Annotated in this window: 12 protein-coding genes; 9 read left to right on the top strand and 3 right to left on the bottom strand. The window is 43.2% G+C overall.

Annotated features, from left to right (window positions below; genetic code table 11):
• Positions 1-257: 257 nt before the first annotated feature.
• Positions 258-1,805: a phospholipase D family protein gene (locus tag C1S74_RS25650; RefSeq protein ID WP_045398788.1), complete on the bottom strand. Its 1,548-nt coding sequence runs from the start codon at positions 1,803-1,805 to the stop codon at positions 258-260.
• Between the two features lie 341 nt (positions 1,806-2,146).
• Here C1S74_RS25650 and C1S74_RS25645 point away from each other — a divergent pair, with 341 nt between their 5' ends.
• The 3 genes from C1S74_RS25645 to C1S74_RS25630 all read left to right on the top strand — a co-directional run bounded on the left by C1S74_RS25645 (position 2,147) and on the right by C1S74_RS25630 (position 5,632).
• Positions 2,147-3,946 carry a cation:proton antiporter gene (locus C1S74_RS25645; protein ID WP_045398787.1) on the top strand — a complete coding sequence of 600 codons (1,800 nt, stop codon included), beginning with the start codon at positions 2,147-2,149 and terminating at the stop codon, positions 3,944-3,946.
• A gap of 240 nt (positions 3,947-4,186) precedes the next feature.
• Positions 4,187-5,206: a type 2 isopentenyl-diphosphate Delta-isomerase gene (fni, locus tag C1S74_RS25635; RefSeq protein ID WP_045398785.1), complete on the top strand. Its 1,020-nt coding sequence runs from the start codon at positions 4,187-4,189 to the stop codon at positions 5,204-5,206.
• Between the two features lie 162 nt (positions 5,207-5,368).
• Positions 5,369-5,632, top strand: coding sequence for a DUF3012 domain-containing protein (locus C1S74_RS25630; protein WP_045398784.1), 264 nt, complete (start codon positions 5,369-5,371; stop codon positions 5,630-5,632).
• Between the two features lie 32 nt (positions 5,633-5,664).
• On the opposite strand, the gene C1S74_RS25625 is transcribed toward C1S74_RS25630, so the two are convergent.
• The gene (locus tag C1S74_RS25625) at positions 5,665-6,279 is read right to left on the bottom strand and encodes a mechanosensitive ion channel domain-containing protein (protein WP_045398783.1); all 615 of its coding nucleotides are present in this window, start codon (positions 6,277-6,279) and stop codon (positions 5,665-5,667) included.
• 512 nt (positions 6,280-6,791) lie between these two features.
• Between C1S74_RS25625 and C1S74_RS25620 the strand changes: the two genes are divergently transcribed.
• Positions 6,792-7,514 carry a TerC family protein gene (locus C1S74_RS25620; protein ID WP_009705022.1) on the top strand — a complete coding sequence of 241 codons (723 nt, stop codon included), beginning with the start codon at positions 6,792-6,794 and terminating at the stop codon, positions 7,512-7,514.
• A 21-nt stretch (positions 7,515-7,535) separates the two neighbouring features.
• Here C1S74_RS25620 and C1S74_RS25615 read toward each other — a convergent pair whose 3' ends face one another.
• Positions 7,536-9,020, bottom strand: coding sequence for a winged helix-turn-helix domain-containing protein (locus tag C1S74_RS25615; protein WP_045398782.1), 1,485 nt, complete (start codon positions 9,018-9,020; stop codon positions 7,536-7,538).
• A gap of 499 nt (positions 9,021-9,519) precedes the next feature.
• Between C1S74_RS25615 and C1S74_RS25610 the strand changes: the two genes are divergently transcribed.
• From C1S74_RS25610 to C1S74_RS25590, 5 genes are all read left to right on the top strand, one after another.
• Positions 9,520-9,999 (top strand): porin, encoded by a 480-nt coding sequence (locus C1S74_RS25610; protein ID WP_038868315.1) that lies wholly within the window; start codon positions 9,520-9,522, stop codon positions 9,997-9,999.
• 167 nt (positions 10,000-10,166) lie between these two features.
• A complete protein-coding gene (locus C1S74_RS25605; RefSeq protein ID WP_045398781.1) occupies positions 10,167-10,568 on the top strand; it encodes a GFA family protein in 402 nt (133 codons plus the stop codon).
• Positions 10,569-10,998: 430 nt separating this feature from the next.
• Positions 10,999-11,712, top strand: coding sequence for a class I SAM-dependent methyltransferase (locus C1S74_RS25600; protein ID WP_045398780.1), 714 nt, complete (start codon positions 10,999-11,001; stop codon positions 11,710-11,712).
• Positions 11,713-11,989: 277 nt separating this feature from the next.
• Complete coding sequence (locus tag C1S74_RS25595; RefSeq protein ID WP_045398779.1) at positions 11,990-12,247, top strand: hypothetical protein; 258 nt, start codon at positions 11,990-11,992, stop codon at positions 12,245-12,247.
• Positions 12,248-12,387: 140 nt separating this feature from the next.
• Entirely contained in the window at positions 12,388-12,840 is a 453-nt protein-coding gene (locus C1S74_RS25590) for a hypothetical protein (protein ID WP_045398778.1), read from the top strand.
• The last annotated feature ends 244 nt before the right edge of the window (positions 12,841-13,084 follow it).

Raw genomic sequence — 13,084 nt, 5'->3', positions numbered from 1 at the left:
AAATTTGAGAAGGAGTCGCATATTTGGACGAATACTGGCAGTTTGCCTGCCATCTTATTCTTATTGTTGGGGAGTGTTATTGGACCGATTCTATAATGGTTTAATCCAGACAATATCCAGAAGTCGGTCCAGCAATTGTTTTTGCATGCATAGGAAGATGCTACTCGTCATCATTTGGAGGTTAGTTCGCGCCAATTCTGCGTCAACAGCAATTGCAAAGAAAATTAATAGCTGTTCCGGAATATCCTTAGCTTTATCTACAGTATGTCTTTGGGGACGATTCTTCTGATCTGTACTCTGAGCCTTTTTGTCAATGGCTCTTTGTCATCGGGGTTAAACTCTTTTGTGATTTGCCAAGCATTCTCTGGCTTGATTTCCTCAGCAAAGGATTTGTCCATTGATTGAGTAATCGCTTCTGAAGAAACTACAGTAATGCTTTCTGTGTTTAAGTTTGCACTTCTTGGGTCAAAATTATAAGTGCCTATAACCGCTATCTTGCCGTCTATCGTCATGCTTTTCGCATGGAGTGTGAAAATAGGCGTCTTTTTAAGTTTTTTATACATATGTTCGGTCATTACTTTCTGACGAATCTTAGCATCGGGCCTAAATTCATAAATTTCGACACCTGTTTCTAGTAGGGCTTCACGATCTCTTTGGTAGCCGCTAAATGCTTCCAGGTTATCATTAGAGGCAAGGCTGTTGGTTAGAATCTTTATACTCACGCCTGTATCTACCAAATGCTTAAGTAAGGCTCTGTCTTTTTCGGTGGTAACCAAATATGGGGATTGGATATAGAGCGTCTCTGTTGCGCTCTTAGCCAGTTCGGCAAGTCTTTTTTGAGTAGGACTACCACCACCTAAAAACGTACTTCGGTCGTTCTTTCCTGGATTATCTGAAAGGTATTCAACATTATCTAGCCAAAGAAACTTCCCATCTTGATACAGTTGTTTAAATGTAATTGGTACATTGGCTATCTCTTTTTGAATCTCAGGATGAAAGTTTTCGCTATCACAAGCATAGTCGTGCAATGGTTTGTAATCTGGCTTTTCTTGGTTCGATTTTTGACTAACAATCTCTTCAACAGGTACGCTAAGTTCATAATTCCAAAATTCCTCAAAAGATTGGTTAATGTTTGTTACTACCTTTCCTGCTAGAAATACATCACGATCGCGGAAGTTAAACTCGTGGTCGAATCCAAAATACTCGTCTGCAATATTTCGACCGCCAGTGATAGCAAGTTGGTTATCAACAACAAAAACCTTGTTATGCATTCTTTGATTGAAACTATGAAAGTCAAAAACAAGATTTCCGAGTTTTTGCATAATGTTTTTACCTAAATTAGCGTTCGGATTGTAGACCTTAATCTCAATATTTTCATGCGCAGCAAGAAAAACGAGTTCCTCACCATCGGCTTCAAGCATGATGTCGTCTACAAGAACACGTACTTTCACTCCTCGTTCCGCTGCCTTAACCAAATAGTCAGTAGCGATCAACCCAACATTGTCCACGGAGAATATGAAGTATTGAATATCAATGCTCTTTTCTGCTCGTTCAGTCAGCCATGCTCGTGACATCATCGCTTCCGCTCCTTGCTCTAGAACATAAACTCCTGTTTTTGAAGCGAGTTCTTGTTCAAAAGCATCAAGGTAGTGAGAAAGTGGACTTGGTTTCTGCCCAGAACTAACGCAATGACTTTGTTCTAACACAATTGGCTTAGCTGTGGTTACTTGAGGAATTATGAAGCTCAGTGCCAACCCAACACTTGCAATTGAAATTTGGATTGAATTTGTTTTTCTTTCAGTCATTTGGTCGAAAGCTCCGGCGATTCATTATCGTTCTTGTTCATTCAGTTTCTTGTCTTCTCTGGAGGGTACCTCAAACTACAGAGGAGATTCTTTGAATTTTTCATTGATGCACTCATAATTACGTTCTCCTTCAAATTTATTATTTTCCGATAGTACCGAGTTTTGTTCTTAGGCTTTATTTCTCGCGTGGTTGAGGTCATTTATTTGAGATAAGTTCCATTATTAACTTGAAAGAACAATGGCGGCTTGCTTGCTCTACACTATATTCATAATAGTTTTCAAAGTCTTAAATTGTGTTGAGCGTAAGCTCACCAGAATGACAACAAATTAGGTGATGATAAATGCAAGTGGGAAATGAAGCGCTGGTGCTGTCGGCGGTTGGGGTAATTGGTTTAGGTTGTCAGTGGTTAGCATGGCGAATGCGGTTGCCTGCTATTCTGTTCTTATTGTTGGCAGGGTTGATTGTTGGGCCATTTTTACAGTGGCTCAATCCAGATGATATTCTCGGAGATTTATTATTTCCTCTAATATCCCTCGCGGTGGCCGTGATCTTATTTGAGGGGAGTTTAACGCTTAATTTTAAAGAAATTAGGGGCGTTAGTGGGTCGGTTTGGAGCATTGTTTCTGTTGGTGCCATCATCTCTTGGGTGGCAACCAGTGTAGCGACGCATTACTTTCTGGATTTCTCATGGGAGCTCGCGATTCTGTTTGCCAGCTTAACCGTTGTAACTGGCCCTACTGTCATTGTGCCCTTGCTCAGAACGGTTCGACCAAACTCTAAACTTGCCAATATTCTGCGCTGGGAGGGGATCTTGATTGATCCATTAGGCGCACTGTTTGTCGTTATGGTTTACGAGTTCATCGTTTCCCACAATGCGGTAAATAGTGTTGAAGTTTTTGGTACGCTTATCACGGTGGGTTTGATTCTTGGCGTCGCTTCCGGCGCTGCAGTTGCAACCGCATTGAGACGAGCTTGGTTACCAGAATACCTTCAGCCCTTTGCTGTCTTGATGGTGGTACTTGGCGTTTTTTCAGTCTCCAATCAATTGGAATCGGAGGCGGGATTGCTTACTGTTACTGTGATGGGGATGTGGCTTGCAAACGCAAAAGGCATCAACATTCAACAAATTCTACATTTCAAAGAGCACCTGACCATTTTATTGATCACTGGTTTGTTCATCTTCTTAGCCGCGCGAATCAGTTTGGATGATTTTGCTGCGCTTGGTAGTGGAGCCTTGATGCTGTTTGTATTCATGCAGTTAGTCTCACGTCCTTTGTCGATCTTTCTATCGACCATACGCAGTAACTTATCATTCAAAGACAAGGTGTTTCTATCATGGGTAGCACCACGCGGTATTGTAGCTGCCTCTATTTCTTCATTATTCGCGATTAAACTGATTGAATACGGTATCAGTGAAGCCACTTTACTCGTGCCTATGACGTTTATGGTGATCATTGGTACGGTCGTATTGCAAAGTGCGACGGCACGGCCCGTAGCGCTGGCTCTCGGCGTCGCTGAGCCAGCCCCTCGTGGTTTCTTGTTGATTGGCGCAAACCGTGTCGCGCAAGAGATAGGTAAAGCGTTGGCGAGATACGATCGTCGCGTCCTACTCACCGATTCTAACTGGGATTACATTAGTCAAGTTCGTATGTCTGGGATGGATCACTACTATGGCAATCCAATTTCTAGCCATGCGGATGACAACCTCAATTTGATTGGTATTGGGCAGGTGGTGGCGCTTACGCCAGATCAGCACTTTAACATTATGGCTTGTATGCAATTTGTCGGCGAGTTCGGCGAAGATAAAGTACATTGTCTACAGAAAACCAAATCTAACGGCAGTGAGAAGCACTCGGTGGCGGAAGAGTATCATGGTAAGTTGCTTATGGGGGGAAATGTCAGTTACACCCAATTGGCGAGTTTGTTGAGTCGAGGTGCCGAAATCAAACACACCAAACTCAGTGAGAGTTTCACTTATCAAGATTACTTAGAGCACCATAAAGAGAATCTAGTGATTCCACTTTTCCATGTTGAAGAGAAAGGCAAAATTCAATTCTGTGATGATCCAGAACAGTTCGACCCTTCTATAACCAGTACGGTTGTCGCTCTGATTCAAACTGACGCCTCTGCTTCTGTATAACAGAGCTAGAATTGCCACTCTTGGCTATTGGAGTGGCAACATTTCCAATCGTTACTCAAGCTTAATAGAGCTGTAAGGTGTTGTGTTTGAAGCGCACCTTGCTCGTTTGCAGTTTTTGTCACAAAGCGAGACCCTGCAAGGCTCGATTTGGCAATTAATTGTTCAATTTACGAATTTTCGCATTGACGTTAATGACAAGGATCGCAATACTGCGCGACTGTTTTACTTTAGGGTGGCATTATGGCTCCGCAATCTAATCGCAAAGACTTACATCTTGATGCTGTTTTACATCATGACATGAGTATGAAAAGCAAAACGGCGGGCTTTGAGTCTGTCGAATTTGAGCATTGCGCATTGCCAGAGTGCGACTTTAACGCCATCGATCTTTCGAGTGTTTTTCTCGGTCATCCATTGACGCTGCCATTTTTGATAAGCTCAATGACGGGCGGCGCAAAAGATGCGGAAACCATTAACTGCCGTTTAGCAGAAGCGGCAAGTGAAATGGGCATCGCAATGGGTGTTGGTTCACAACGTGTTAGTTTAGAAGACAGCAAGCATTCTGGATTGGGTAAAACGATTCGAGAACTCGCCAAAGGTGTGCCTTTATATTCCAATTTAGGTGCGGCGCAACTTAGAGACAAACAACGTTTGGATAATGCTCAGCGTGCAGTCGATTTTATCCAAGCGGATGCCTTATTTGTGCATCTGAATCCGATGCAAGAAGCTTTTCAGCAGAAAGGTGACCATAATTGGATTGGTGTTCTAAAATCAATTGAACAGCTCAAACTGCGTATTGAAGTGCCGATGATCATCAAAGAAGTTGGTTTTGGTATCAGTGGTGTGGTGGCGAAGCAATTGGTCGACGTTGGTGTTGATGCGATTGATGTTGCTGGCGCTGGTGGTACAAGTTGGACAGCGGTAGAAGGCTACTGCCAAACCGACGACAAAATGCAGTGCGCCGCAGAACTCTTCCGTGATTGGGGTATTCCGACAGCCAAGTGCTTAGAACAAATTCGTGCTCAATATCCAGACTTACCTTTGATTGCTTCTGGTGGCGTGCATAACGGCTTAGAAGCAGCGAAAGCGATACACCTTGGCGCAAACTTGGTTGGGCAAGCAGGCGGGGTTCTAAAAGCAGCGACCATCAGCACACAATCTGTAGTAGAGCACTTCGAGCAAATGGCACTAGAGCTACGTTTAGCGTGCTTTGGTACCGGTTCGGTCAATCTTCAGGCGCTGACGAAAGCTCGCCGACTTTGAACCAAGTTACTAATGGTTTCCCTCTTTATCGATGCAGTTAGATTGAATTGGCAGAATTTCGTTTCTTTACGGAGTGTTAGTCGATAAATTGTCGCGGGCTTAACACGAGCAGTGATATTTTGGGTATAGTTCATTCATCAATTGAAAGTGGAACCTGAATTTATGAAAAAACTGGTAATGCTACTGCTAGCGGCAACAGCGCTAACCGCATGTTCTGACGAAGTAGGTACAGAAGCTTGGTGTAAAGATATGCGTGACAAGCCAAAGACAGAATGGACAACAGACAATGCGGTTGATTTCGCGAAGCACTGTGTTCTTCAAGATGGCATTGGTAGTGAGCAGTGGTGTAAAGATCTAAAAGAGAAGCCGAAAGGTGAATGGACGGCAAACGAAGCGACAGGTTTCGCTAAACACTGTGTGTTCTAAGTTGACCGAACGAGGAAAGAGAAAGCCGAGCATTACGCTCGGCTTTCTTGTATCTGAAGGTCATCAACACCAACACTAAAATCGATATCTACGTCGGTGACCTTTTGTAAAGTGAGCTCAACGGCATTCTTATAGGTTCTCTTGGTGACGTTCTTCTGTAGCAAGAGGTTATTTGGGTAAGTCGAAAAGTCGCCGTCTTCATGTTTTATCAAGGTATGAAACAAACGAATGTCTATGATCATCCCTTCAATTCCTGCGCCATCATCAATACGAATGTTATCGCCTACGCGGTAAGGGAAAACGAAGAAGATAAGAAAGCTGGCAGTGATATTGCTCAGAATTGACCACTGAGCAATAAAGCTCACGCCCAGCACGGTAAATACAGAAGAAAGGAAGATAGAAAAATTCCCGTAGCCAATACCACTCACGAGCAAAAACGTAGCAAATAAGAAGACGAACAACAAAATGTTCACCGTTCTGGTAATGAATAATATTCTTGGTGGTTTGACTTTTTTATTCCGCGCTAACGTAGTGAGTGCTTTCGTCGCGATCTTACTGAAGATTTGATAAGCCAAAATGAAAATCAGACCGAGCAGTATGTCGTAGTCACTCAGGATTTGTAGAAATTGTTCAGTCGATGACAGCATTACGTTCTCCTCTTTATAGGGCGAGTGTACGGTCAACCATCAGAAAAAGCGTCAAGTCTCTCTCAGCAAAAAATCATATCTCTCTCATGCCATTTTATAAGCCAAAGAAACCGTTTCTTTTGGTACGAATTTCTCACCTTTGGCGGTTTTTGTCTTATTTAAGATTATGAAATTAAAGTGTTTATTTGTTTTATATTTTCTTTATCTTTTTCTAAGTGCTTTGTGATGTGGTTATGAAACTGGTGAATACAATAGCCCTCCACTGATTAACTACAACCTTGGAGAAAATGATGACACTTATCGCGATTAAATTGCTTTACGTGTTCTACAAAGCAATGAAAAGACGCTACTCATAATCGCGTCATTAGGGAACAACTCACCCAAAGCACCTAAGAACGGAATACAGACTTCCCCATGTTAGAGAGGGGATTTGAGCGCAAGGTAGTGCCTGCTTAGGAGAGAGTGGATATTGAATAACTATTCTTTCGTACTTTGCACAGAGAACTTAAATAATGAATCTCGACTACTTTATCGCCTTCGGCACGTTACTCATGTTAGAACTCATTCTGGGTGTCGATAACATCGTCTTTATTACCATCATGACTGAGCGTCTTCCTGCTCATTTGCGCCAACGCGTACGTAATCTCGGTATCGGTTTAGCAGTGTTAAACCGCATTGCGCTGGTATTTTCGGTATCTTGGTTGCTGTCTTGGAAAGAACCGTTTGTCGAATACCAAGGGGTATCACTCTCTTGTAATGATCTTATCTTTATTGTTGGTGGTGCATTTCTGTTGTTTAAAGGCATCAAAGAGCTTTGGGCGTGGGTCGTGCCTATTGAAACTCCACCACATCAATTCTTTGCTGGGCAAGTTGGCACGGTAATATTGCAGATTATTGCGGTGGACGCGGTGTTTTCTCTCGATTCATTGATTATCGCGGCAAGCCTTACGCAGGACATTACCATTCTTGCTGGTGTGATCATCTCTTCAAGCGTGATTCTGATGTTGATGGCGAATAAAGTTCAGGCTGTGATTACTCGCCATCCTGGATTGAAAGTGCTCGCGCTGCTATTCCTCATTGTCTTAGGTGCGCTGCTGATTGTTGAAGGGTTGGGGCTGAACATCGATAAGCACTACGTTTACAGTGCGCTCGCGTTTGGTTTGCTGCTTGAGCTATGCCATATCTTAATCAGCCGACAACCTTCTTCTCGACGTGTGGCAGGACAGTACTTCTAAACTTTAATGCGAAGCTAACCACTATGGGTTAGCTTCGCTTTTTACGCTTTGCAATTCTTTAATCATGGTGTCCAAGTTGCTGTCAAAGAACAATGGACCCGCAAGTTTCAGTGCAATTGGCGACGACGTATTTTGTGTCGCTTGCAAATACAGTTCTTTTGCCCCGCTTGTGTGACCGCGAGCTTCTTCCGCTTTCGCTAGTAATAGATAAGTTAAGGACGTTTGCTGATTGTACGGAATCGACAACAGTATTTGTGATGCCTTATCCGGATTGTCTTCCGACAGCGCCAAGATTGCGTTGGCTTCACACACTCTTGGGTTATTCCCTCGCTTCAAAACTTCAGACAAGGAAGAGGAATATTCCTTGTTGAGTGCTTCAATCACTTGCTGCTTATTGGCTTCGTCTTTGGTAAACACCCTTAACACTTCACCGATGTAGCTTACCGAAATGGTGTAGGCATTATCTGGTGCGAGGGCTTTTGCTTGACGAAAATACGCCATCGCATTTTCATAGCCAGCGTTGTTGTACAAAGCGCCCGTCCCAGACATCAAAGCTTTTACTGCTTCTGGATCTTTAGGGAAGATTGACACATTGTGTTCCAACTCTTCTTCCGGCACCTCAATGTACATCGCGCGTAGCATGTCATCTATCATGGATGGGAAAGTTTGATGAAAACGTTCAAAGTTGGTCGAGTAACGACGATTCAAATGAGTCTGCCCCGATACGCGATTGTGATACTGGAACAACAAACGCAGCTTTTTACCATCGCTGCTCTTGCTGGTGGAGATGTTGAACTCTACGGCGGCGAGTTTTCTGTGTTCTTTAGATTTGACCACACGAATATTGCTGTAAAACCCTATGTGTTCCATGAGCTTAATGACGATACCGTACAGTTCTGGTCGTGCTTTCACATCCTCACTGACATTCAATACTGCATAACGAAATTCGTAATGGCTTAAGTGCCCGGTGTGAGAATCAGGGCTCGGCTTTGGGTCGTCTGCGCTAAACAGTAAAAATGCCGCCTGAATAACAACAATCAAAGAAAGTGCGCCAATTAAGATGGGTTGTTTGCTCTTTTTAGGGCGAGATTCAACGGCCTCTACTGCGGGTTTCGAGGCTTCAGTTTGTGACTCTTCCTCTTCAATTACCTGATCTTCAGGTTTCTGTATCGCGATTTTTTCCAGTTTTACTTCGCCATCAAATCGATACCCACGCTTTGGTACGGTGACGATGTAGCTGCATTCCTGTTGGCTGTGTTTTTTCAGCACTTTTCTGAGTTCAAATACCGCTTGGGTGACCACTTGATCGGTCAATACACTGCCGCCCCAGACTTGCTCGATAAGTTCATCGCGCGTGTGAGTCAGTCCTGGATTCAGACATAAGAACTCAAGCAACTTTGAGAGACGGTTATCAATCGTAATGCATGAGTCAGCAAACTGTATTTGCCCCTCATTGGGCACAAAACGCCACTCATCTACGATAAAACTGATGTTTTTGTCAGGCATTCACGCTCGCTCTTCTATTTTTTATTCATCTCATTGAGTAAATGTAGTCTCAATTGAATGATTTTGCTGACAATTTAAAGTGCGAGTCACGTGATTTTCTACACATTTCGTTATCGGAACGCCGATTTCCGCTCCCCACCTCGAATGCCTTCCTTTTCACATAGGAAATCAACACTGAATGGAAGAAAAGCTCCAATTAATTTGTTTGTTTTATCCTCTGTTTTTATGTTTAAGTTTATGTATTTATTGGTTTTATATTTTGTTTATATGCCAGTGATGAAGTTTTATTAACTGCTGAGTTTTACGTTATGTCACAGCGGCGAAAACACAGGATGATGCATCCCACACCGCAAGTGAGGGGCGAGCTTCTTAAAAGAGAAAAGGCGCAACGTTCCCTGAAGTCACTTGCAATAAGGAAATAAAAAATCGATGCATGAGCATCACGTACTGAAGGATTAGGGAATGTTAGTCAACCTTTTATATTGAGAGTTATTAAGAAATGAAACTGAACAAATTTATTCTTCCAATCGCTGCTATCTTCTTTGCTACACAAGCTGCTGCTAACCCATACATTGGTGCTAGCTACCTATATTCTGAATACCAAGTAAAGAACGAGAACACAGACTTTAGTGATCAAAACAGCGGTTACAACCTTTACATCGGTTACCAGTTTAATGACCTACTATCGATTGAAGGTGGATATGCAGATTTCATCGATACGCACAAAGACTTCGAGCACATCTACTCTGATGCTTGGCTAGCAAGTGCGAAACTAACACTACCAATCACTATTTTCGACGTTTACGGTCGTGTCGGTATGGGTCACTTCCAAACTAACCTTGGTGATTCAAACGACATCTACTACGGCGTAGGTGCAGGTGTGACATTGGGCCCAGCTCGCGTTGCACTTGAGTACACCATGTACGAAGCAAAAGTTGTTGAGAACAGCTACGCGCTAAGTGCAGAGTTCCGCTTCTAAAAAAAAGCAACGACTTGTCCTAGTTGTTTTCCACTGCGCTTATGGAAGAGTGCGGTGGTTTTCTTCGTTCCATTTTTGCAAACCTGACTTACTTGTCTTTATTTCGTCGTGTTGGACTGGCATGGTGATTCGGTAACTGACATTCCAATAAAGAGAAGGACTTAACAATGGAAGTACTCAAAGGCTCATGCCTGTGTGGCAAGGTGAAACTCGAAGTCGCGGATGAATTCAAATACATGGGCAATTGCCATTGCTCTGAATGCCGCAAATTTACCGGATCCGATTACTCATCAGCGGGTGGCGTTGCAATGGATAAACTGATTGTGATTGAGGGACCGGAACACATCCAAACCTATCAGAAGAGCGCCAATACCGAACTCTCATTCTGCCGTCACTGCGGCTCTAGTCTTTATTCGAAGAAGAACAACGGTATCGTCAATGTGCGCTTGGGTATTCTTGATGATGTGCCTTCCCATAAGCCAAGTTTCCATATTTTTGTTGCATCCAAAGCACCTTGGAATGACATTACTGATGACCTCAAGCAATTCGAAGCTGAACCCAAGCTATAAGCTGGTTTCAGGCTGAGCGCTGTACCACATCAGAAAGCGTTTAAAGTTGTGAGATAGAGCTACTCAAATGAGTGGCTTTTTGCTTTTGAGTGGTCGTAATATCCGACACTATACCCAAGTAACCTCGAGATGTTAGGTTCAGCGAGAATGACTTGGTTTGTAGACGCGGCGGCGATTTAAAGGTCTAGTGGGTCTAAATCAAGAATCGACAACAAAGTATACAAGCCAAGACCCTTACTATTTGCAAAGAGTGCCCTTCGGGAGCTTGTCATTGACTCGATCTCTGCTTCAAACAACTTGGAAAGAGCTCGCCATTCCACTGCGTTGTTTTCCTTGACCTCGAATCAATGACAACGCTCTGAACTCAGCATCTTGAAGTCACTTGGGTATATACAGTTGAATAACATCGACAGGTTTTGGGAGAACATCAGTGAGCGAAGAATACAACCAAGCCATCTCTAAGCATTACGCGGCGTATCGCCCGCCGCTGCATCAAGTCATCCTGCAAGCAAACTTAGGTGCGTTACCCCAGTTCCAATTGGGATTAGATATTGGCTGCGGTACGGGCGTATCGACACTAGCATTAGCCAAATATTGTCAGCAACTGCATGGCGTGGACCCAAGCACGTCAATGATTGGGCAAACTAAACCATCAGCAGGTATTGAGTATCATGTCGGCGATGGTGAGCATGTGCCACTGTTAGACAACAGTGTGGATGTGGTGACATTTGCTGGCTCACTTTCTTACGCAAAATCTGCGGCTTTGGTGACGGAGCTTCAACGCGTCTGCCAATCTGGCGCGCACGTTATGGTATATGATTTTGAAGTGCTGCTAGAAAAGCCCCTCAAGCTATTAGGCATAGAGATGGAACTGACGGAATCCAACTATGACCACGCGATCAACTTCAGTGATTGTGACGCTTTCCAAGCGATGAAGGTTTACAAGGAAACCGTAGAGCTAGAAGTCAGTGCTGAAGAGTTGGCGCATGTGCTGTTTTCTTCTTCAAAGCGTTACACCAAGTTAGTTGAAGCGTTCGCAGGGGGTGACCCGTTCGCAAACGCTGTTGAGGCTTTGAAGCAACTTAGCCAAAAACACGTTATTCAAGCCGATACCTATTTCGCGATGTACCAAGTTAACGCCTAGCTAAGCCTCAAAATAGTGAAGAGGTGAAGGTGATAAAGTCGTGATCTTCACCTCAATACCCTCATCCCCCTTGTTTCACTTCTTGTTATTGTGAATATTGAGACAACTGTTTCATCTGTAAGTTAATCCGAGTAAAAGTGAGAAAAGCCTCTAATTTTGATGGTCAATGCCTGTGATAGGCTCAATTCAATTTCGGGCAGTATTCGCACGCCTTCCAAAGTGAGTAATGTCATGCTGCCAAATTCCACTTTATTCGTTGTTACTGTAGGAATACATCATGTCTAAACCGTTAAATAAGGCGTTAAAAATTGAATCGGGTCGCTATCTGAATATGGATCACGTGGTGACGTTTGAACTCGCTCATGACGCCATAAAAATCACCTCGACGATTCAAGCTTTTTCGGCGGTTTACATTGGCATTGAAGGTCGAACTGACTATGCCGATTACTTTGTATCGGTGCAGGAGTTTCACCGAATCAAACGTGAACTGTGTGACTACATGGGTATTGATGAACCAAGTACATTAATTGACTGATCACTCAAAAATAACAACAAAACTGTGAGTGCAGTATGCGATGTTGAACCTTGTGGTCTAACGTTTACTCATCACTGGCTATGGTGGGCAATAACACAGTGGCGAAGATCGCGCGTTCACCAAATACAATAAGGGACGCTATGTCTGACAATTATTACCTGATGATTCAAGATTTTTTTAAGGTGTATGAGGCGCTTGATCGATACGTAATGAATCACTACGAAGAGGGAGCCGTGTGGGATACACAATTGGTTCGACTCGATATTGATCATGGTACTCAAGAGAGCTCTTACGATTTGGCTCAAGCAACAAAAATGCTTGCGCTAACGGAAGGGCAGGTCAAATCCTTCTTTGTGGTTTATAGTTTTTTAAGCCACAACCTTTATGACTTAATCGGCAACAGAGACTATGAAGATTGGAGCTCTGATGGTAATAACTTGCTGGTTGAATACTCTGATTTAACGATAGAAACGTTTAGCGCCGAACAAATCGCACCTCTTATGGTGCGTCGAGCGTATTTCGAATGGACTTATGAAGCGCTGCAACAATCTTACGACAAGCTAAACGAGTTCAGTCATACTCGTATCGCTTAATAATTAAAACAGCCAAGCCGCACAATGCGGCTTGGCTGTTTTTGGGATAATTACATTACTTTGAATTTATTAATTAAGGAGAGAAAGTCGATTTCAGACTGGAATGAATAGGACGAACCTTGTTTCTTTCCGTATTGATAAGCTTTTAACAAACTTACTAATGAGTCACTCTCATTGGTGAGAACTAAGGTGTCTAAATTCAATTGTTAGAGTGACTTCATATAACTCTTCGAAATAACTGTGC

Source organism: Vibrio hyugaensis (genome assembly GCF_002906655.1).
Taxonomy (GTDB): Bacteria; Pseudomonadota; Gammaproteobacteria; order Enterobacterales; family Vibrionaceae; genus Vibrio; species Vibrio hyugaensis.
This window is presented reverse-complemented; position numbering and strand designations above follow the sequence as displayed.